This is a genomic window from Amycolatopsis sp. WAC 01375 (assembly GCF_003947325.1).
Classification (GTDB): Bacteria; Actinomycetota; Actinomycetes; order Mycobacteriales; family Pseudonocardiaceae; genus Amycolatopsis.
The window spans coordinates 1-21,022 of the sequence record NZ_QHHW01000045.1; the positions used below are offsets into that span (position 1 = coordinate 1).

At 69.5% G+C, this 21,022-nt stretch carries 22 protein-coding genes; 10 read left to right on the forward strand and 12 right to left on the reverse strand.

The features are described 5' to 3' along the window. The coding region (locus DL991_RS30860; RefSeq protein WP_148106373.1) for an HNH endonuclease signature motif containing protein at positions 1–371 on the forward strand (371 nt) is incomplete at its 5' end. 790 nt (positions 372–1,161) lie between these two features. On the opposite strand, the gene cpt is transcribed toward DL991_RS30860, so the two are convergent. Beyond that, entirely contained in the window at positions 1,162–1,683 is a 522-nt protein-coding gene (gene cpt, locus DL991_RS30865; RefSeq protein ID WP_233599076.1) for a chloramphenicol phosphotransferase CPT, read from the reverse strand. A gap of 263 nt (positions 1,684–1,946) precedes the next feature. Here cpt and DL991_RS30870 point away from each other — a divergent pair, with 263 nt between their 5' ends. After that, positions 1,947–2,645: a trypsin-like serine protease gene (locus DL991_RS30870; protein ID WP_199746803.1), complete on the forward strand. Its 699-nt coding sequence runs from the start codon at positions 1,947–1,949 to the stop codon at positions 2,643–2,645. Between the two features lie 405 nt (positions 2,646–3,050). Here the strand turns inward: DL991_RS30870 and DL991_RS30875 are convergent, their stop codons facing one another. After that, on the reverse strand, positions 3,051–4,004 hold the full coding sequence (locus DL991_RS30875) for a hypothetical protein (protein ID WP_125787886.1): 954 nt from the start codon (positions 4,002–4,004) through the stop codon (positions 3,051–3,053). Between the two features lie 230 nt (positions 4,005–4,234). Here DL991_RS30875 and DL991_RS30880 point away from each other — a divergent pair, with 230 nt between their 5' ends. From DL991_RS30880 to DL991_RS30905, 6 genes are all read left to right on the forward strand, one after another. Then, entirely contained in the window at positions 4,235–4,576 is a 342-nt protein-coding gene (locus DL991_RS30880; protein WP_125787887.1) for a WXG100 family type VII secretion target, read from the forward strand. Positions 4,577–4,597: 21 nt separating this feature from the next. Then, the gene (locus tag DL991_RS30885) at positions 4,598–4,900 is read left to right on the forward strand and encodes a hypothetical protein (RefSeq protein WP_005155348.1); all 303 of its coding nucleotides are present in this window, start codon (positions 4,598–4,600) and stop codon (positions 4,898–4,900) included. 109 nt (positions 4,901–5,009) lie between these two features. After that, a complete protein-coding gene (locus DL991_RS30890; protein WP_038510253.1) occupies positions 5,010–5,414 on the forward strand; it encodes a hypothetical protein in 405 nt (134 codons plus the stop codon). After that, entirely contained in the window at positions 5,411–6,712 is a 1,302-nt protein-coding gene (locus DL991_RS30895; protein WP_125787888.1) for a WXG100 family type VII secretion target, read from the forward strand. Before DL991_RS30890 ends, DL991_RS30895 begins: the two co-directional genes overlap by 4 nt. Before the next feature lie 30 nt (positions 6,713–6,742). After that, positions 6,743–8,089, forward strand: a complete 1,347-nt coding sequence (locus DL991_RS30900) for an alpha/beta hydrolase (protein WP_125787889.1) — start codon at positions 6,743–6,745, stop codon at positions 8,087–8,089. 10 nt (positions 8,090–8,099) lie between these two features. After that, complete coding sequence (locus DL991_RS30905) at positions 8,100–8,477, forward strand: hypothetical protein (RefSeq protein ID WP_125787890.1); 378 nt, start codon at positions 8,100–8,102, stop codon at positions 8,475–8,477. A 61-nt stretch (positions 8,478–8,538) separates the two neighbouring features. On the opposite strand, the gene DL991_RS30910 is transcribed toward DL991_RS30905, so the two are convergent. Genes DL991_RS30910 through nadA form a run of 4 tightly spaced genes read right to left on the reverse strand, consistent with a single transcriptional unit; the run spans position 8,539 to position 13,304 of the window. Continuing rightward, positions 8,539–9,708, reverse strand: a complete 1,170-nt coding sequence (locus DL991_RS30910) for a S8 family serine peptidase (protein WP_125787891.1) — start codon at positions 9,706–9,708, stop codon at positions 8,539–8,541. 46 nt (positions 9,709–9,754) lie between these two features. Further along, the gene (gene nadC, locus DL991_RS30915; protein WP_125787892.1) at positions 9,755–10,645 is read right to left on the reverse strand and encodes a carboxylating nicotinate-nucleotide diphosphorylase; all 891 of its coding nucleotides are present in this window, start codon (positions 10,643–10,645) and stop codon (positions 9,755–9,757) included. Further along, positions 10,642–12,297: an L-aspartate oxidase gene (locus tag DL991_RS30920; protein ID WP_125787893.1), complete on the reverse strand. Its 1,656-nt coding sequence runs from the start codon at positions 12,295–12,297 to the stop codon at positions 10,642–10,644. The genes nadC and DL991_RS30920 overlap by 4 nt, the downstream gene beginning before the upstream one ends. Beyond that, a complete protein-coding gene (nadA, locus tag DL991_RS30925; protein WP_125787894.1) occupies positions 12,294–13,304 on the reverse strand; it encodes a quinolinate synthase NadA in 1,011 nt (336 codons plus the stop codon). Before nadA ends, DL991_RS30920 begins: the two co-directional genes overlap by 4 nt. Before the next feature lie 115 nt (positions 13,305–13,419). Here nadA and DL991_RS30930 point away from each other — a divergent pair, with 115 nt between their 5' ends. Both DL991_RS30930 and DL991_RS30935 read left to right on the forward strand, forming a co-directional pair. Next, on the forward strand, positions 13,420–14,055 hold the full coding sequence (locus DL991_RS30930; RefSeq protein ID WP_125787895.1) for an NUDIX domain-containing protein: 636 nt from the start codon (positions 13,420–13,422) through the stop codon (positions 14,053–14,055). Between the two features lie 40 nt (positions 14,056–14,095). Continuing rightward, positions 14,096–14,812 carry an LON peptidase substrate-binding domain-containing protein gene (locus DL991_RS30935; RefSeq protein WP_125787896.1) on the forward strand — a complete coding sequence of 239 codons (717 nt, stop codon included), beginning with the start codon at positions 14,096–14,098 and terminating at the stop codon, positions 14,810–14,812. A 78-nt stretch (positions 14,813–14,890) separates the two neighbouring features. On the opposite strand, the gene DL991_RS30940 is transcribed toward DL991_RS30935, so the two are convergent. The 6 genes from DL991_RS30940 to DL991_RS30965 form a co-directional block, all read right to left on the reverse strand. Continuing rightward, entirely contained in the window at positions 14,891–15,949 is a 1,059-nt protein-coding gene (locus DL991_RS30940) for a M48 family metallopeptidase (RefSeq protein ID WP_125787897.1), read from the reverse strand. 46 nt (positions 15,950–15,995) lie between these two features. Beyond that, entirely contained in the window at positions 15,996–16,601 is a 606-nt protein-coding gene (locus DL991_RS30945) for a DUF2567 domain-containing protein (RefSeq protein ID WP_125787898.1), read from the reverse strand. A 153-nt stretch (positions 16,602–16,754) separates the two neighbouring features. Then, the gene (locus DL991_RS30950) at positions 16,755–16,958 is read right to left on the reverse strand and encodes a hypothetical protein (protein ID WP_125787899.1); all 204 of its coding nucleotides are present in this window, start codon (positions 16,956–16,958) and stop codon (positions 16,755–16,757) included. Beyond that, positions 16,945–17,961 carry a biotin synthase BioB gene (gene bioB / locus DL991_RS30955; protein ID WP_125787900.1) on the reverse strand — a complete coding sequence of 339 codons (1,017 nt, stop codon included), beginning with the start codon at positions 17,959–17,961 and terminating at the stop codon, positions 16,945–16,947. The genes DL991_RS30950 and bioB overlap by 14 nt, the downstream gene beginning before the upstream one ends. Before the next feature lie 84 nt (positions 17,962–18,045). Next, the gene (gene bioD / locus DL991_RS30960; RefSeq protein WP_125787901.1) at positions 18,046–18,768 is read right to left on the reverse strand and encodes a dethiobiotin synthase; all 723 of its coding nucleotides are present in this window, start codon (positions 18,766–18,768) and stop codon (positions 18,046–18,048) included. Between the two features lie 48 nt (positions 18,769–18,816). Continuing rightward, entirely contained in the window at positions 18,817–21,021 is a 2,205-nt protein-coding gene (locus DL991_RS30965) for a bifunctional SulP family inorganic anion transporter/carbonic anhydrase (RefSeq protein ID WP_125787960.1), read from the reverse strand. Position 21,022 lies beyond the last annotated feature (1 nt).

Sequence of the window (21,022 nt, forward strand, 5' to 3'; positions counted from 1 at the left end):
TGATCACCGACCCCACCACCGGGCAACTCCTCGAAGCCAGCCCCGGCACCTACCGCTCCCCGGCCTCACTCGCCCGCCTGATCAAAGCCCGCGACCGCGAATGCACCCACCCCGGCTGCCACCGCCCCGCCGAATTCTCCGAAATCGACCACATCACCACCTGGGCCCGCAACGGCGGCACCGACCACCACAACTGCCACGCCACCTGCAAAATCCACAACCTCCTCAAAGAAGAACCCGGCTGGAGCGCCGAACCCACCGGCAACGGCGGCATGACCATCACCACCCCCACCGGCCGCACCTACACCACCACACCCGAACCACTCCACCACCCACGACCCGAACCAGAAAACGACACCCCACCCTTCTGAAGAGGGGTAAGGCAAAGGTGGTGTGATCGAGTCGGTGGCGTGAGCGGGGTCGCCAAGGAGACTGGCGCGCTCTTGACCATCCTTAAGGGACACCTGTCAGGCAACAGTGTCCCTTAAGGATGGTCAAGGCGCGGCCGGCTCCCGTGGCCAATCCAGAGCCTGGCCACGAAGGCCTCCTACCTACCTTGAAGCCATCGAAGAAGCCCTTCATTTGTGTGCCTACGTCTGACCTGCGGGTTGGCGGGTGGGTCGTGAGGTGATGTCACCACCAGGTCGATGGACGTCGCGCGTGATTGAAGGCGGAACTCGCGTGTTTAAACGCGGAACTCGCGTGATTGAAGGCGGAACTCGCGTGATTGGAGGCCGATCTCGCCCGTGACCGGGTCCGCCGTGAGTTCCGCGTCCAATCACGCGAGTTCCGCGTCCAATCACGCGTGTCACGCCTAAGGCCACACGACGACCAAGGGGGGATCTCAGAGCGCGAGCCCCGAGTAGTGAGTAAGCAAATGCGGTGCCCCAAGAAGCCCTTCATCGGAGGCTCAGCTACACCATCTTTGCCTTACCAGTCAATAAAGCATGCCGCCCGACTTCGACGAAGGCTCCTCAGGAGGCGCCTTCGTGGCTCAGTCATGGCCGTAACGGCTTCGTCCACTTTGGAGTTCGCACACGAGTGCGGAACAAACGTGGCCGCCACGTTGCGCTGCGCTCGCGGCGGCATCACACTCCCCCGGCTTCGGTTGACACCCAGGCAGGTCACCACCCGCAAGGAGCCCGGCCTCGCCCCACGAAATCACTCGACCCGTGCGGCGATCTCCCGCGCGCAGGCCAAGGCTTCGTTCGCTCCAGTGTCCACTTCGAAGTCGTAAACCACGCCTCGATGCACGACTTCTGCTTGCGCCTCCGCCATCCCCGTGACCCGATCCCCACGCGCCATCTCCCGCCCGGCGGCCACGACGCCGTCACACCGGACCCCGACCCACAGGACGGCGAGTCCGTCCAACGCGTCACGCCACCGCTGCTGCGACGCGGGCCCACCGAGGAACGCGTCGTCGATGATGACCCGGGCCCCGGCCCGGACCATTGCCGCGACACCGGTCATCCACGCGTTCTCGAGCCGCCGGAAACCGGATCCGACACTCACCCCACCGTCCGCGGCGAAGCCGATCCCGTCGTCCACCGTGGACGGCATGGCGTCGATCAAGGTATCCACGCCGAGGGTGAGCCATGGATCCGGCAACACCGCCTGCAGGCATCTGGCGATCCCGGACTTACCCGAACTGGAGCCGCCGTTCAGCACGATCACTGTCGTCACGCGAACACCTTAGACACCGGCAGGCGGGCCACGTCCGGGAATTCGGATACATCGGACGTCCACGGCAAAGGGCAGTATCCACCCAATTCTGAAATTCGCACGGAACTCGCTTTTCCCAAGGCCACCCGGACGGCCCAATACTTTCCTCGCAACGCCTACCGACTTCGGTAGGTTACAAAAACCCTTACCGCCGCCTAACTTGGTGAAACCGTTTCAACTCGAAGCGAACTCCCCGACGCAGGCCGAAGGGCGTATTCATGCGTATGTCCAAAATCGTCGCAACGGTGGCGAGCGCCGCCGCGGCGCTGACCCTTGCCGCCACCCCCGCCGCGAACGCGGGCCAGGACATCATCGGCGGCGGCACCGTGAGTTCCGCGCCGTGGGGCGCCCAGATCTACTGGGACGACGCCACCGCGTTCGGCGGCTTCAACTGCTCCGGCACGATCATCGCCCCGCAGTGGGTCCTCACCGCGAAGCACTGCCTCAACAAGCCCGGCATGCACGTCAAGGTCGGCGACGTCAACCTGAACCAGGGCACCGAGGCCGACGTCGACCAGCAGAAGGCGGCCCCGAGCGGCGACATCGCTCTGCTGCACCTCACCACCGCGGTCAGCGCGACGTACATGAAACTCGGCACCGCGAACCCGGCCAACGGCACCACGAACCAGATCTACGGCTGGGGGCGCACGCAGGGCGACAACCCGCCGTCGAGCGTCCTGAAGACGGCCAACGTCCGCATCACCGGCACCAGTAGCGACGCGTATGGCGGACAGGCCATCGCCAGCGTCGGCGTCAACGGTTCGGCCTGGCACGGCGACTCCGGCGGCCCGCAGCTTTCGAACGGCGTCCAGGTCGGTGTCTGCTCGACCGGCAGCAACTCCGGCACGAACCCGCAGGGCACCCAGAACTACGCCAGCGTCGCGGCGAGCCGCGACTGGATCCGCACCACCGCGGGAGTCTGACACCACTACGCGGCCGAGCCGGTCGCGAGTGGCGTTCCGGGTTCTATTTGAGGAGAAAGGCAAAGGTGTCGGGTCGCGGGGATTCGCTCGCGGACGCGGGGCGACCGTGTCGCGAAAGCCACTTTCGGGACCTCAGGCGTCGCGAAAGTGGCTTTCGCGACCCGCCACCTTTGCCTTCCCCCTCAATAACCGTCCCTACCACTCACGACCATCTCGCGTTCCCCTCGCTTGCCCGCCAGATCTCCGTTGCCTTGGCGCTCTCCTCCGCGGAGGCGCACGGCTTCGAGTTCGTCGGTCTCCGCCAGAAAGCGCCCGACCATCCAAAGTGGACACCGGCGCGCTCCCGCCCGGCCCACCCGAAACCAGCTGATCCCGAAGGAAGTCCCGACTGGACTTCGCGGAGGCTCACCGCAGCTGATGCATCGGCCGCCTCGTCCGGAGCGAAAGCGCCGACCCGGCGGCCACGACGGCGATGATCCCCGCGCCCGCGACCAGCGTCCAGAAATCGGGGTGCACGATGGACTGCCCGCGCTGAGCCTGCCAGGTGAGCAGCACCAGCAGCCCCGCGAAGCCCACCGAAGCGGTCCGGACCAGATTCCGCCGCACGAACTCCGATTCGAGCACCGGATACCGCCTGGCGAGCTTGAGCAGCCCGAAAGCGACCAGCGGCAGCACCTGGATCGCGTGGATGCCGAAGAAATGCGGGATCCGCAGGTCCCCGCCCACGGTGCTCCAGCCCAGCACCGGCAACCCCGGGCCGCCGTCGGGCACGCCGACCGCGTGGGCACCGACGATCGACGGCCGTTCGCCGGAGCGGAACTGGGCCAGCTGCTGTTCGTTCGGCCCGAACATCAGCAGCGCGATCCCGATGCCGGCGACGGACAACGCGGCACCCGCACGCAACGCGGAGTTCATCGCCCGGTCGGGAAGACGTTGGAACAGCAGGAGAACCGCGATGGCCGCCGTCGCTCCCCATCCGGCGAAGGCACCGTTCGCGACCATGTTGTTGATCCACTGGTCGGCCGGGGTCGCCTGGTTGAAGTGGAGTGTCCTGCCGCGGACGATGACCTGCCAGAACAGCAGCGCCATGTCCATGCCAAGGCCGACCGCGAACACCGTCCCGAGCCACCAGCCGAGCCGTTTGCCCCGCGTGAGCTGCCCGATCAGCCAGGCAAGGGTCACCGCGTAGAGCCCCACGGAAATCGTGAACTTGAGCGGTTTGAGCCAGATGGGTGCGTTGACGAGGCTGCGATCGTCGAAAACGAGACCGCCGAGCGCGATCACCCCGAGCACCGCCATCGCCGCCGCCAAGATCATCAGCGGCCGATGCAGTACCGTCCTGGAACCCTTGTCCACCATGGATTCGAGGGTGCCGGGAGGCGCCGGTCCGGGCACTGGAGTACTCCCCCTGATCGATGGTGGGGAAGGCCCTACCGACGACCTGTGGGTAATAGTGCCGTCACCGCGACCGGCAGTTGTGCCGTTTGACCGGACTCCCCTGTTTTCTAGCGTGTCCTTCACAAGAGCAGACAGGGCGTCCCCTGGTGCTCACCGGGATTTCCAGCGAGATGAGAGGAGGTGGCCCATCAATGACCGGTACGGGATATCAGGCAGACGCAGCTGCGATGGCGCGCGCCGTCCAGGGGTTCGAGGAAACCGCGTCGAACGCCAAGACCACGATGGCCAGCTTGGAGAGCGAGCTGACCCAGACCCTGCACAACTACAAGGGTGACCAGGCGGTCGCGTTCTGGGATCTGCAGCGCCGTCTGCAGGAGAAGATGACCATCGCCGTGAACGAGCTCAACACGATGTCGCGCCTCGTGCACGAGAGCAACCGGAACTACAACTCGGGTGACGAGCAGGTCCGGGAAAGCCTGACCGGGGTCAGTGGAACCGTCGACCAGACCGTGTTCCACCGGCTCAACCCCTGATCCGCGAGAGGACCACCAATCATGGCTGACGTCGTCGAAATCAACTTCGCCGCGCTGCAGCACAGCTCGGCCTCGCTGGCCGCCAAGGCCAAGGCGCTCACGTCCCAGCTCGAACAGCTGCACACGAACCTGCAGCCGATCACCCAGACCTGGTACGCCTCCGGCAGCTCCGCCGGTGAAGCGGCCCGTGCGTCTGAAACCCGCCTGCGCCAGGCCACCGCGGACATCGTGGCGATCATCGCGCAGTTCGGTGGCAAGGTCGGCGACGCCCACGATCTCCAGCACAGCCTGGAGAACCGCAACCAGGGCCTGTTCGCCGGCTGATCCCCATCCGTCGGCCGGCCGGTGCTTTCACCCCCTCGGCACCGGCCGGCCGGCTTTGCGCGTTGTCGTCCCCTTGTCGGCGTGGCCGTTCACGAGAGAGCCGGGATCAATGCAAGACCAGTCGTACTACGTCCATCTGGAATCGCTGAAGGACTTCGTGCGGGAACTGGAGACCCAGATCCACGCGATGTCCAAGCCGAACGACTTCCTGCTGACCCTGAGCGAACAGCCGCTGCTGTTCGGCGAGTTCGGGGAGGCGGGTTCACTCAACAAGGCGCACCAGGCGGCCGTCGCCGAGATGCAGGGGCTGCTGGACCAGGTCAAGGGCGCGATCACCTTCGCGCAGGACGTCACCACGACCGTTGCCGACGGCTACGCGGCGGCCGACGATTCGGTGGCGGGCGACATGAACCACTCGAGTCAGCAGACCGGGTTGCTCGATCCGCTGCTCAACGTCCTCGGGGGTGTGCTGGGCGGTAACAGCGGCTCGAACGGCGGGGGGAACAAGGGATGACCGAGACCGCGCACACGAACTTCGCCGCGTACTCGCATCAGCAGCTCTACGCGATGCTGCAGTCGGGTGATCCGAACACGGCGCGTCACGCGGCCCACAAATGGCAGTCCACCGGCTCCGGCCTGTTCGAACAGGCCGAGAACCTGACCGGTGAGCTGAAGGACTTCTCCGGCAGCTGGACCGGCGGCGCCGCCGACAAGTACCACACGATGATCACCGACCTGGTCGGCGGCATCCGCAAGGTCGCCCAGACCGCGCACGCGATGAACAACCTCCTCGAAGACGCGGCGGACGCGCTGGTGAAGGCCAAGAAGGAGATGCCGCCGCCGGTAGCGGTGCCCGACGTCGCGCCCGCCGACCTCGCGCTGGCCGTCAATCCGCCGCTGCTGCCGCCGGATTCGTCGCAGGCGACGATCATCAACGCCGCGCAGCAACGGCAGCAGGCCATCGCGAACGTCGAAGCGCAGCAGCAGGCCGCGGGCGCGGCCAGCGCGGCGCACGGCAAGGCGATCGTGGTGATGACCCAGCTCGCGGGCGAGTACTCGACGGCGGAAGAGTCCATTCCGGCCTCGCCGAACGCCGTCACCCCGCCGCCGGTCACCGGTGGCGGCACCGCCCCTGGTGGCTCGGTCGGCAACAACATCGGCGGAACACCCGGTGTGGGTGTCGTGCCGGGCGACAACACGCATCCGCTGCCTTCTGACGGTTCCACGCCGCCCACCACCGGCCAGCCGGGCCAGGTCCCCAAGTCGAACCCGCTGTTCGGCGACATGTTCACCGCCGGTCTCGCCGCGGCCTCGGCCGCCGCGTTCGGCCGGTTCGGCTCGATCATGCCGCGGGTGCCGGGCTGGGCCAACGGCAAGAACCCCAAGGACGAGAAGAAGGACGGCGAGCTCGGCGGTGGCGGCGCCGGTGGGGCGGGCGCGACCGCGGGCGGGGCCGGTGGCGGCATCCCGATCGGCGGTGGCGGCGCGCCTTCGCTGGACGGCGGCGCGATCGGTGGCGGCGGGGTCTCAGGTCCCGGCGAGGTGCCGGCCGCGTTCTCCGGTCTGGCGGGCGACGGCGGCTCGGGCAGCGCGATGAGCGGGCTCGCCGGCGGGGCCGCCGGTGCGGCGGGCGCGGCGGCGGCCAAGGGCGCGATGCCGATGATGCCCATGATGCCGATGGGCATGGGCGCGGGCGGCGACATGGGTTCCGGACGGCGCATCCCGCCGTGGCTCGTGGAGACCGAGAACGTCTGGGGTCAGTCGTCCCCGGTCGCTCCCGCCGTACTCGGCGAAGAACCCGAACAGTACTGATCTTTTCCGACCAGGAGAGGCGGCTCGGTGATGGCATCCAGTGCGGGCGGTTACCGAGTCGCCCCCACCAGGCTCGAAGCGGCGGCGGCGGAACTCGAACAGCGTGCCGGAGTGCTCAAGACCGCGCAGACCGCGCTGGCGGGTGAGAACGTTCCCGCCGCCGCGTTCGGCCAGGTTTCCGCTTCCGGCGCGGCATCGGCGACGTACACCAAGACGATCAAGGACGTCGCGGGCAAACTCGACGGCCGGATCACCAGGGCGACGGTGATCCATCAAGGACTCACGTCCGCGGCGGGCGGTTACCGGCGCGCCGACGTCCAGGTCGCCGCTTCGTACCGGGCACTCATGCCGGAGAACCCGTTGCCCAAGGCGGGGAATCCGGCGGGCGTCGGCGGCGCGGCCGACACCGGAACCTGGGCGACCGCGATCGCCGAGAACCGCACGAAGGTCACCGACGCGCTGACCTCCGAACGTGAGCGGCTCGCGAATCTCCTGGCACACGGCGGAAAAGCCGACGACATCGCGAACGCGCGCACCCGGATCGCGTTGTACGAGGACATCCTCGCCAACGACCGGCAGATCCTGCGGTTCGACCCTTCCGGCAACGGGCGGATCGCCGAACTGGTCGGCCGGATCGAACCGGGCACCCGCAACGTCGGGTTGTTCGTCCCCGGCGTCAACACCTCGTTCGACAACTTCCAGAGCTACGCCGACCTTGGCAAGAGCCTGGTCGCCGCGGACGCCACCGGGCGGACCGCGATGGTGGTCTGGGCCGACGGGGTCTTCCCGCAGAACGTCATCACCGAAGGGCCTGCCTCGCATTACGCGCAGACCATGGCGCCCGATCTCAAGGCGTTCGGCGACGAACTGCGCGGCCAGATCGACAGCCACGCCGGCCCGGGTGTCGTGGTCACCGCCGTCGGGCACAGCTACGGCGGCGCGACCGTGGGGCTCGCGGAGCAGCTCGGGCTCAGGGCCGATCAGGTGCTGCACGTCGAGTCCGCGGGTATGGGCCACGGGATCTGGAGCCCGGACGACCTCCCGGCCAGCCAGTCCGGTGTGCAGCGATACTCCATGACGGCCCCCTTCGACCCGATCGTGGTCGCGCAGGGCAACGCGGGCCTCTTCGAATGGCTCGGCGCCGGGCACGGAGCGGACCCCGACCGCTTCCCCGGCGTCGTCGAACTGGAAACCGGCCGCGACGCGAACGGTGACCTGCAGTGGGGCTTCGATTCCCACAGCGGTGTTCTCAAGCCGGGTTCCGATTCGTGGAACAACATCTACGGTGTGATCACCGGCGGCGCGGTCACGCACGAAGGCTTCACCGGCGGCTCGCTGCGCGAGATGGCCATCGAAGGCGTGGGACGAGGCTTGTGAAGGGTTTGTCATGATCACCACGAACACCGTGCTCGACCCACTGGCCGAGGACTTGGCTGCGGTCATCGACGGCGTCGCGGGCACCTTCGGCACCGCCGCGGAGCGCACCGTGGAAGGCGAACTGGACTGCGACCCGACTCAGCCGGGCCGGTCGCTGTGCTGGCAGTACGGCCTCCGTGTGGACGACGCGTCCGACGCGGTCCGCACCCTCGTCGACGTCGTCCTGCCCCTGATGGAAAACCAGGGCTGGCGGACACGCGACCGCAGCAACCCGCGTGAGCTGATCGCGCAGTTCAGCCGCGACGGCGCCGACTTCAACGTGCATGTCTCCCGCGTCGGCGACGGCGTGGCCATCGTGGGCTCGACGGCCTGCGTACCCGTCCCCTAAACCCAGGGGGTCGCGAAGACCTCGTGAGCGGTGGCGGTGTCCCCCAGTACACCGCTGCCGCTCACGAGGCGCGGAACCGTGACGGCTTCCAGCCCCGGCGTTTGCCCCGCCGGACCGCGGCCACCACCACGCCCGCCGCGATGGCGGCGGCCACCCCGGCGATGGCGAGAACACCGGAAACCTTGTCCGCGTTGGCTCGGGCGGGCGCGGCGGCGGGGACGACGAAGGTGTCCGGAGCGACGCTCGGCGGTCCTCCCGGGCCGGGCGTACCGGCCGGGATCGAGGCGGAAACGGCGGCGTAGGCGTCGATCGCGCCCCAGCCCCGCCGGGGATCGTGACCACCACCCGGACCACGGTGCGCGGTCAGCGTCAGCCGGGCGACGACCTGCTCCGGCGACAGCTCCGGGTGATACGCGCGCACGAGCGCGGCGACACCCGCGACATGCGCGGCGGCCAAGCTCGGGTCGCTCACCGGCCACCGGTGCGCCACCGTCCCGCCCGCGCCGGCGGAGGTGCTGACCAGTTCGGCACCGGGCGCGGAAATCCCCACGTAGGAACCGGATTCCGTCTGCACCGCCGCACCGGTCTGGTTCGTCGACCCCACGGCGAGCACCCCTGGCGTCGCGGTCGGGTAGGACGTCTGGCCCTGCTGTGTCCCCGCGGCGGGAGAGATGATCAGCGCGCCTTTCTCCCTCGCACGCGAGACGGCGCCGGTCAGCGCGGGACTGTCGGCGGCCGCGGGGACGGCGATCAGGATGATCCCGGCGCCGCGGTTCAGCGCGGTTTCGATGGCGGACGCGAGTTGCCCGGGATCGCCGCCGCCGTTCACCTGCGTGTAGCGGATCGGGAGGATCTTGGCGCCGGGCGCGATCCCGGTGAACGTCGTGGACGGATCCGGTTGCGCGCCGACGATCCCGGCGGCGATCGTGCCCCGGCCGTCGCAGTCGTCGGCCGCGGTGCCCTGGCCGCCGGCGAGCTGACCGGGCGCGAACTGGCCGTTGCCGCCGTCGACCCCGGTGCCGATCACCGCGACCAGCTGGCCGGTGCCGCGCGACAGCGGCCAGATCCGCACGGGGTCGATCAGCCGCTGCCCCCACGGAACGGCAGCGGTGTAGGTGCCCGTCGGATTCGCGCACTGCTCGGCGACCGCCGTCGCCGGGACTCCGATGCCGAGCGATGCCATGAAAGCGACGCATCCCGCGACGGCAGTTTTACCGGCATAGCCCACCATTCCTCCAGGATTCCCTTGTCACACAAGGGAATCCTACTGCCGGGGATCAGCGCAGGTCCATCCCGAGGTCGAGCGCGGGTGAGGAATGGGTGAGCGCGCCGACGGCCAAGAAGTCCACACCGGACTCCGCGTACGCCCGCGCCACGTCCAGCCGCAAGCCGCCCGAGGATTCCAGCCGGGTCTTCGGCGAAACCTCGTCGCGCCTGTCGACGGCCTTCGCGCATTCGTCGGGCGTGAAGTTGTCCAGCAGCACCTCGTCGGCTCCCGCGGCGAGCGCCTCTTCCAACTGGTCGAGGTCGTCGACCTCGACCTCGCAGTGCAGTTCGGGCGCGTGCTCGCGGACGGCGGCGAGCGCCGCGGTCACCGAACCGGCCGCGACCACGTGGTTGTCCTTGATCAGCACGGCGTCACCGAGGCCGAGCCGGTGGTTCACCCCGCCGCCCGCGCGGACCGCGTACTTCTCCAGCAACCGCAGCCCGGGCAGCGTCTTGCGCGAATCCCTGACCCGGCAGCCTGTCCCCTCCAGGGCGTTCACCCAGGCGGCGGTCGCGGAGGCGATGCCGGACAGGTGACACAGCAGGTTCAACGCGGTGCGTTCGGCCGTGAGCAGGCCACGCACCGGACCGCGGAGCACCAGCGCGGGTTCGCCGGCGGTCAGCCGGTCGCCGTCGTCGCGGGCGGCCAGGATCTCCAGCTCCGAACCGAGCACGACGTCGAACACCGCCAGCGCCACCGGGATCCCAGCGACCACACCCGCCGTCCTCGGCGTGAGTTCGGCCAGCGCGGTCGCGGACTCGGGCACGGTGGCATTCGTCGTCGCGTCGGGCCCGTACCGCAGATCCTCGGCCAAGGCCGTGGTGACGACACGGTGCACATCGGGGACGTCGAGACCGTGATCGGCCAGCGCCTTGATGACCCACGGGGAGAATTCGCTCATGCCACACCCTCCAAAGCGATCGGATCGGCCAGCACCGGCTGCCCGGACGGGCTGAGCCGGATGAGCTGGCCGCGTTGCCAGACGTCGTCGTCGCGTTCGGGGAAATCGGTCCGCACGTGGCAGCCGCGGGATTCCGTCCGGCGCGCGGCCGCCGCGACCAAGGCCTCCGCCACCAAGGTGAGCGCCGCGTCCTCCACGATCCGAGGAGTCCACAAAGGACTCTCGATCACCGAAAGATCCAGCACCGAACCGACGACCGAAAGCCCTTCGGCGTCGCGGCCGATCGCGGCGTAGCGGCTCATCGCGCACTGCAGCGCGTCACGGTCGGCCACCGCGACCTTCGACGGGGGCAAAAGCACACCGCGGCGCGGGTCGGCCAGCAAGCCGGCGGCGAGATCGATGGCGACCGCTTCCGCCACCCGCTGCCCGACGACGAGTCCTTCGAGCAAACTGTTGGAGGCCAGGCGATTCGCGCCGTGCAGGCCGGTCCTCGCGACCTCGCCCGCCGCGTAGAGACCACGGACGCTCGACCGTCCGTCCACAGTGGTCACCACACCACCGCAGGCGAAATGCGCCGCCGGCGTGACCGGGATCGGGTCCTTCGCCGGATCCAGCCCGATCGCCGTGCACGCGGCGTGCACGGTCGGGAATCGCTTGGCGAACCCGGAGATCCCTGTCGCGTCGAGGAAAACGTGGTCGTCGATACCGCCGGGCGCCCGCACCATGCGGCGCGTGATCGCCGCCGACACGACGTCGCGGGGCGCGAGATCGCCGAGCGGATGCACTCCGCGCATGACGGAGGCGCCCGTCGCGTCGTGCAGGGTCGCGCCCTCCCCGCGCACCGCCTCGGTGACCAGCGGGAGGCGGCCGCGCGCGCCGGGCGTGAACAGGACCGTCGGGTGGAACTGGACGAACTCGACGTCCGCGACCTGCGCCCCCGCGCGCAACGCGAGCGCGAGCCCGTCCCCGGTGGCGATCTCCGGATTCGACGTCGCCTGGTAGAGCTGCCCCAGCCCGCCGCTGGCCAGCAGCACCGCCTGCGCCCGGACGACACCGGGCACACCGTTGTGGTCCAGGACGGTCACGCCGACGACCTCGCCCGCGGGTGTCCGGATCGCGTCGACGGCGATGTGGTGCTCCAGCACCGGGATCCGCCGGTCACCGGCCTTCGCGACCAGCGTCCGCTCGACCTCCGCGCCGGTCGCGTCGCCACCGGCGTGGATGACGCGGAACGCGCTGTGGCCACCTTCGCGCGTGCGCGCCAGTTCGTCACGACCTTCGACGGCCGGGTCGAAGCGGGCGCCCTCCGCCCGCAACCTGGCCACCGCGGCCGGGCCACCGGCGATGATCGAACCGACCGCGCTCTCGTCGCAGAGCCCGGCGCCCGCGGTGAGCGTGTCGGCGGCGTGTTCGCCGACCGAGTCGCCTCGCTCGTGCTCACCCTCCAGCACGACCGCGATCCCGCCCTGCGCCCAGCGGGTGTTCCCGTCGGAGACCGCCGCCTTGGTGACCACCAGGACGTGCAGCCCGAGCTCCCGTGCGCGCAGCGCGGCGGTGAGCCCGGCGACCCCGCTGCCGATCACCACGAGATCGGCGGCGGCCTCCCACGCCGGGTGGGTTTTCGCCTGAAGGGCGGTAACCGGGTCGGTCATTCTCCGCCGCCAGGCTGCCCGATCTCGATCATGCGCCGCACGGAAGCGCGGGCACGGGCGGCGGTCTCGACGTCGACGTGCACCTCGTCGGCGCCCTCGCGCAGCGACCGCAGCAGGGCGGCGGGCGTGATCATCTTCATGTACCGGCAGGAGGCCCGGTCGTTCACGGCGCGGAAGTCGATCTCCGGCGCGGCCTTGCGCAGCTGGTGGATCATCCCGATCTCGGTGGCCACGAGCACCGACTTCGCCTTGGTGTCACGGGCGGCGTGGACCATGTCGCCGGTCGAGAGGATCTTGACCCGCTCGGGCGCGACCGCGCCCTCGCCCGCCAGGTACAGCGCCGACGTCGCGCAGCCGCATTCCGGGTGGATGAACAGGTCTGCGTCCGGGTTCTCCGCGGCCCGCTCGGCCAGCTCCGCGCCGTTGATCCCGGCGTGCACGTGGCACTCGCCCGCCCAGATGTGCATGTTCTCCCGGCCGGTCACCCGCTTGACGTGTGCTCCGAGGAACTGGTCCGGCAGGAACAGAACCTCCTGGTCAGCGGGGATGGAGGCGACCACGTCGACGGCGTTCGACGAGGTGCAGCAGATGTCGGTCTCCGCCTTGACCTCGGCCGTGGTGTTCACGTACGAGACGACGACGGCGCCGGGGTGCTCGGCCTTCCAGGCGCGCAGCTGGTCTCCGGTGATCGAGTCCGCGAGCGAGCAGCCCGCTCGCGCGTCCGGGATCAGGACCGTCTTCTCCGGCGCCAGGATCTTCGCCGTCTCGGCCATGAAGTGCACGCCGCAGAAGACGATGGTGGACGCGTCGCTGCTCGCCGCGATGCGGCTGAGCGCGAGGGAATCGCCGGTGAAGTCGGCGATGTCCTGGATCTCGGGGACCTGGTAGTTGTGCGCGAGCAGGACGGCGTCGCGCTTGCGAGCGAGGCTCCGCACCTCCTCCGCCCAAGCGGCGTCGGCGACAACTCCGCCGTACGGGGTCAGGTCGTTGTGCAGGGTGCTCGTCATCGTTCTGGCCCTCCTGGACCTGTCTCCGGTTTTCGCCTTATAATCGAAAACCGTGCGAAGTCATCTTAACACCCAGACCCCCCTCGCCCACGAGGTTTTGGGAGCGGTCCTGCAAGTGCGCTCGGACACACTCCGGGTCCTGCTGTGGCGGCGCGCGCTCGATCCCCATCTGGGCCGCTGGTCTCTTCCCGGCGGAAGGCTTCGCCCGGATGAAGACGTCGAGGCGTCCATCCGGCGGCAGCTCGCGGAGAAGGTCGACGTACGCCAGTTGAAGCATGTGGAGCAATTGGCGGTCTTCAGCGCGCCGGACCGGGTGCCGGGCCCGCGCGTCGTCGCGACGGCGTTCCTCGGCCTCGTACCGTCCGATGTGGACCCCGAGATCCCGGAAGACACCGAATGGCACGACGTCTCCGCGCTGCCGCGGACGGCGTTCGACCACGAGTCCATCGTGCTGCGCGCGCGGGACCGGCTCCGCTCGAAGCTCTGCTACACGAATCTCGGGTTCGCGCTCGCCCCGGAAGAGTTCACCGTATCGGCGTTGCGGGGGCTGTACTCGGCTGCGCTGGGTTACCGGGTGTCCGCGACGAACCTGCAGCGTGTGCTGTCCCGGCGCGGACTGCTCCTGCCCACCGGGCACACCGCCCCGCCGGGTCGCAGCGGCGGCCGCCCGGCGGCGCTCTTCTCCTTCGCGGGCAAGGGGATGCAGATCACCGACCCGTTCGCGGTGTTCCGCCCGCCCGCCCGGAAGTGACCGTCCTGCGAAGTCCTCGCGGTCCCCGTACCTTGAACGGGTGACCGAGCCGAGCGAGGAGTCCACCGGGAAGGCGATCTTGCCGCTGTTCCCGCTACAGACCGTGCTTCTGCCCGGAACACACCTCCCGTTGCACATCTTCGAACCGCGGTACCGGCAGCTGATGGCGGACCTCGTCGGCGAGGTCGTCCCGGACCGCGAGTTCGGGGTGGTCGCGCTGCGTTCGGCGATGGTCCGGGAGGTCAGCGGGCCGGAGCACGTCCACGAAGTCGGCTGCAGCACGGTGCTGCGCGAGGCGAAACGGCTGCCGGACGGCAGATTCGACGTCGTCACCACCGCGCGGCGCCGGTTCCGGCTGCTCGAGATCGACCGCGTTTCCGCGCCGTACCTGATCGGCTCGGTCGAATGGGTGCCCGACGACCAGGTCGCGACGGTGCCCGGCGACACCGTGAACAGGCTCGCCGACGTCGCGAAGGCCGCGCACCGGCGCTACTGCGAATCCGCCTGGGACGCCGACGACTGGACCACCCCGCCCGAGGACGGCGACATCGCGGCCCTCGCCTACCGGCTCACCGCGGACTGTCTGCTCCCGCTGGAGGACCGGCAGCGCCTGCTGGAGGAGACCAACCCGCTGCGACGGCTGCGGATCGCGTGCCGGCTGCTGACGCGGGAGGCCGGGTTCCTCAGCACTCTCGGCGCGGTCCCGATGCCGCCGGGGGAACTCGGCGAGTACACCCGCCCGTCGAACCTGAACTGAGCCCCCCTCAAGCGCTATGAAAGGTCCCTTCATTGCAAAATTTGCAATGAAGGGACCTTTCATAGCACGCGCTAGACGCTACTTACCCGACTCCGGCGCCGACTCCTCGTCCGGACCGTTGCCCCCGCCGAACTTGCTCCATACCTTGCCCGCCGCACCGGACACCGCCTCGCCGACGTCACTGAACACCTTCGTCAGCGGGTCGGCCGAGCTGTTCCAGGAATCCTTGTACGACTTCGCGGCCGATTTCAGGTCGTCGGTCCAGGTGGACGACGGCGCGTCCGCGTCGCGGCGCGGGTACTCGCCGGCCAGGATCCCCCGGTAGTCCTCCGACGCGGCCCACTTCTGCAGTTGCGCGGCGCGCACGACGGCCAGCGGATGCGACATCGTCTCGACGTAGCGCAGCTTCAGGTAGCTGTCGCGGATGTCCTCGACCGACTCGTATTCCGCCGCCTGCTTCAGGAAGGCCGGGATGTCGATCTTCGACGGGTCGATCCCGCCCGCGACGAGGATCTGCGAGCGCAGCGCCGCCGTCGGGTCCTGCGAGCACAGCAGTCCGGCGCGGTCGCAGGACAGTTCGGCCTTGCGGTACCACTCGCGCAGCGCAGCGATGACGACGCGGATGCCGATCGCGCTCACCGGCGTCCACGACATCGACATCTGGAGATTGATCAGCCGCAGCAGGATCGTGCGGTACACCGCGTGCCCGGACAGCACGTGCCCCATCTCGTGCCCGATCACGAATCGCAGCGACGCGAGGTCCATCGCCTCGACGGCCGCGGTGTTGAGCACGATGAACGGCTCGTCCATGCCGATCGTCTGCGCGTTGACCTCGGGGCTGCGGGCGACGAACAGGTTCGGCACGCGGTCGAGGTCGAGTGTCTCGGCGCATTCGTTGCGCAGCTTGTCCAGCTCCGGATACTGCGTCGGCCCGACCCGGATTCCGGACGCGAGCGCCATGAGCCGCTCGCCGCGTTCGGCGTAGAAACCGGAAACCGCCTTCACGACCTGCGCGAATCCGGGAACCGCGCGCAAGGTGGCCAAGGCGCCGCGGTCGACGGGGTGTTCGTAGGCGCGCGGGCTGATGCCCGGGAAGCGGACGGCGTTGTGCCGGGAAACCTCGATGTCGTCGGTCAAGAGTAAGCCCCCTAGAGAAGTTGCCGCCCACCCTAGAGGAAATTCGTCAGCCGAGACGGCGACCCAGGTCTTCCCGTCCGTTCCACGCGGTCAGCAGCGTGTAGACCAGCGTGGTCATCAGCGGCGCGGCGAGCATGATCCACGGGGATTCGATCTGCGGCGCCTTCGCGATGACGTCGCCGACGGCGGGCGTCGAGGCGATCTCGTAGCGGCCGTTGGCGAACGCGACCCCCATCGTCGTCCCCAGCCAGCCCGCGAGGGTCGCGCCGCCGGTCGCGGCGATCAGCACGACCGGGCCGCGGCGCTCCCGCAGCATCCAGGTCACGATGCCGATCAGCAGCCCGGCGCCGAGCGCCAGGAAACCGTAGACGGCCAGGTCGTCGAAGCGGTGCCAGCTCTCCAGTTCCAGCGGGGCGAGGCCGCCGCGGTCGTTGATCACCCGCATCCGCTGGGGTGGCGCGAGCCGCGCCCACAGCCAGGCCAGCGGGAAGCCGAGCAGTCCCGCCGTGGACAGGACGCTCACCGCCGGCAGCAGATCGGCCTTGACGACGACCTTGGGGAACGGGCGGCGCGGCCTCGGCAGCACGGGCACCGACCAGGGGTCGGGCACGCTGGAAGACAGGTGCGCCGGTTTACCGGTCGTCTCGCCCAACCCCGGACTCCTCCCTCGAACTGCTTGTGCAGAGCGTAACCAATGACGCCCCCAGCGCACGCGACCCGCCGCGCATCTCCCGCTATTCGTCATCCGGTTGCGGTAGTTGCGCGTGCAACTACCGCAACCGGATGACGAATAGCGGGCGGGTGGTCAGCCGGCGAGTTCACCATGACGGCTGCACTTGGCCGTCCAGCCCACCGGGGTGATCTGGACGACCATCCGCCGCGCGCAGTACGTGCAGTAGCGCGGCGGTTCGAGTGCCGTTCTCGGGTTGTGACAAGCGGGGTGTTCCGCGCCACCGTCGGACGGCTGTCCACAGTGGACGCAGAACGCGGGCGGGTCAGAGGACGTCACTGATCGCCTTCACCGGCATCTTCAGCTCGTCGAGCATCTCCAGGTCCGCGGTGGCCGGACGGCCGAGGTTGGTCAGGTAGTTGCCGACGATGATCGCGTTGATGCCGCCGAGCATGCCCTGTTTGGTGCCGAGGTCGCCGAAGGTCAGCTCACGGCCGCCGGAGAAGCGGAGCAGCGGGCGGGGCATCGCCAGCCGGAACGCGGCCACGGTGCGCAGCGCGTCCTTGCCCTCGACGATCTCGTATCCCTCGTACGGCGTACCCGGCTGCGGGATGAGGAAGTTCATCGTGCACTCGTCGGGGTTCAGCTCGGCCAGTTGCGCGGCGAACTCGGCGCGCTGCTCGATGCTCTCCCCCATGCCGATGATGCCGCCGCAGCAGACCTCCATGCCCGCCTCGCGGATCATGCGCAGGGTCTCCCAGCGCTCTTCCCACGTGTGTGTGGTGACGACGTTCGCGAAATGAGACCGCGCGGTCTCCAGGTTGTGGTTGTAGCGGTGCACGCCCATCTCGACGAGCTCGTCGACCTGCTCCTGCGTGAGCATGCCGAGCGAGCAGGCGATCTGGATGTCGTTGCCGTCCTCACGGATGGCCTTGATCCCCTCGCGGACCTGCGAGAGCAGCCGCTTGTCGGGGCCGCGGACGGCGGCGACGATGCAGAACTCGGTCGCGCCGGTCTCCGCGGTCTGGCGGGCGGCCTTGACCAGGCCGGGGATGTCCAGCCAGGCCGAACGCACTGGCGTCGGGAACCGACCGGACTGCGAGCAGAAGTGGCAGTCTTCGGGGCAGCCGCCGGTCTTGAGGCTGATGATGCCCTCGACCTCGACCTCGGGGCCGCACCAGCGCATCCGGACCTCGTGGGCCAGCGCCAGCAGGTCGGTCAGGTGGTCGTCGTCGAGCCGCAGGACTTCGAGGATCTGCTCTTCGGCGAGTCCGACACCACGCTCGAGGACCTGGTCGCGCGCCACGGCGAGGATGTCGACGGTCTCCGGGGCTGTGGTCACGGGGCGGCTCCTGTTCGGGGTGGGGCGGTGAAGCAAAGGCACATCATCGTGCACGACCGGGCGCCTCGGCCACAGCGACGCAGGTCACTTCTGGGCCGACGCCTGGCCGACGAAGCATTCCGGGTCGAACTCCCCGCCGAACCACGGCGAGAGGCCTGCCCTGGCCTGGTCCGCGAACTCCTCGGGAGTGGCCGTGCCCAGCCCGGCGGGCAGCACGCCCAGCAGCGGGGCACCGGCGGCGACCGTCAGGTCACGCAGGTTCGACACCGCCGCCAGATCCGGCTCCTCCGGCCACGAGCCGATGATCACCCCGGCCACGGTGAGTCCGCGTTTGGTCGCGACCTCGGCGGTCAGCGCGGTCGCGTTGAGCGTGCCCAGCCCGGCCTCGGCCACGAGGATGACCAGCGCACCGAGTGACCACGCGACGTCGGCCAGCGTGGCCCCGGCGGCGTCGAACCGGACCAGCAGGCCGCCCGCGCCCTCGATGAGGGTGAGGTCGTGTTCGCCGTCGAGGTCGCTCGCCGCGGCGGCGATCTCACTCGGGCCGAGCGTCGGCAGTCCCGAGAGCCTGGCCGCCGCCTCCGGCGACAGCGGATCCGGGTATCTCCGCAGCTCACGGGTGGTGACCGGGCCGGCGAGCCGGAGCACGTCGTCGAGATCACCCGGCTCGTCCGGGCCGACCCCGGTCTGCGCCGGTTTCAGCACGGCGACGCGTTGGCCCTGACCGGCGGCCAGCGCGGCGATGGCGGCGGTGGAGATCGTCTTGCCGACACCCGTACCGGTGCCGGTCATGACCAGCATGCTCACGTGCGATGAATGTAGTGGGTCGGTCTACAGGGAGGCTGAACGGGACCGTCAGCTCCCCTGTTCGGGTACGGCGGCGACGGCGCCGACCGGCGTGAACGCCGGGCTCTCGTCGTCCGACAGGTAGACCTGCGCCGCCCCGACGTCGAAGTACATCCCGGTCAGGTGCAGTTCGCCGCGTGCCTCCGCCTCGGCGATCAGCGGATAGTGGCGCAGGTGCTCCAGCTGCTGAAGCACGTTCTGTAGCGCCAGCCGGTCGACGTGCCTGTCCGGGCGTTCGCCGTCGAGGGTCACCGGGACGTCGCGACGCGCGCTCGGCTCGGCGTGCCGCAACCAGGACGCCAGCATCGGCGCGCCGTCGGGGGCGCCGGTGGCCAGCGCCTGCATCGCGCCGCAGCCGGAGTGCCCGCAGACCACGATCTCGCGCACCTTCAGCACGCCGACGGCGAACTCGACGGTGGCACCCATCGACGGGTCGGCCCGGCGGGCGGGCACCAGGTTGCCGATGTTGCGGACGGTGAACAGGTCACCGGGGCCGCTCGTGGTGATCATGTTCGGCACGATCCGCGCGTCGCCGCAGGTGATGAACAGGGTGTGCGGCGACTGGCCGCCTGCCAGCTTGCTGAGCGCGGGTTGCATGAGCGCGGCCGTGCGCCGCTGGAACTCGGTCGCCCCGCGCAGTGTCGGCCCGCCGCGCTGTCCGGGCACCTCGACGTCCTTCGCCTGCCAGTCGGACCACGGCGCGAGGAACCGCGGCACCGAACGCATCGCGGCCGTCCTGGTCAGCGTGGGATCGCCGGATTTGCCGTTGGCGAACCACGGATGCCCGATCTCGTCGACGGTCACCTGCCCACCGGAGCGTTCGTGCGCCTGCTGCCAGTTCGAAAGACTCTCGAAAGCGGCATGGTCGAGGTAGTCGACGACCAACTCCAGGGTCACCTTCGCGCCGTCGGGCACGGTCGCGAGCACGCGGCTGAGCCTCGGCACCGAGAGGAACGTCAGGACACCTTCGACGACGACGCGCCATTCGCCACCGTCGCGTTCGGCGTGAATCCCGGACCACACGGTGCGCCGCAGCATCAGCAGCACCGAAAGCGCGATACCGAGCAGCACGCCGGTGAGCAGGTCGAAGACGACGACACCGGCGAGTGTCACCACGTACAGCCCCAGATCACCGTGTTTGAGGACCTGCTTCATATGGCCGGGGTTGACCAGTTTCGCGCCGACGTGGACGAGCAGTCCCGCCAGCGCCGCGAGCGGGATGTTCTGGATCAGCCCGGCGAACACGGCGACGAACACCAGGATCCAGACGCCGTGCAGAATCGCGGACACCCGGGTGCGGGCGCCGGCGACGACGTTGGTGGAGCTGCGGACGATCACGCCGGTGACCGGAAGCCCGCCCAGCGCGCCGGAGGTCATGTTCGCGGCGCCTTGTCCGATCAGTTCGCGGTCGAGGTTCGACCGCGGTCCGGTGTGCATCTTGTCGACGGCGACGGCCGACAGGAGGCTTTCCACGCTGGCGATCAGCGCGATGGTGATGACCGCGACAGCGAACGCGCCCCAGCCCGCGTCCGGGAATTCGGGCGCGAAGCGGATGTTGAGCAGGTCACCCGGCAGGTCGACGCGGGGCAGGGTCATCCCGGTGGCGACGGACAGCACGGTCACCAGCGCGATCGCGGCGAGCGGACCGGGCACCTTGCGGACGGACGCGGGAAGCCGAGGCCACAGCAGCAGGATCCCGATGGTGAGCACGCCGATCAACGCGGCGGTGTCGTGGTGGCCGACGATCTGCGCCGGCAGTTCGGCGATGTTCTTGAGCGCCGAGCTCTGGGCCGTTCCGCCCAGTACGACATGGAGCTGGCCGAGGACGATCGTGACGCCGATACCGGCGAGCATGCCGTGGACGATGGCAGGCGAGATCGCGAGCGCCGCGCGGGCGATGCGGCTCAGCCCGAGCAGGATCTGGAGCGCGCCCGCGGCGACGGTGATCGCGCAGGTGGTCGCCCAGCCGAAGGTCGCGATGGTTTCGGCCATGATCACCGTCAACCCGGCCGCCGGACCACTGACCTGAAGCGGGGAGCCGCCGAGGGCTCCGGCGACCACACCTCCCACCACGGCGGCGATCAACCCCGCGACGATCGGCGCCCCCGACGCGAGAGCGATCCCGAGTGAAAGCGGCACGGCGACGAGGAACACCACCAGCGAGGCGGGCAGGTCGTGCCGGAGCACGGCGAGAGGTTTTTTGATGATCACCATC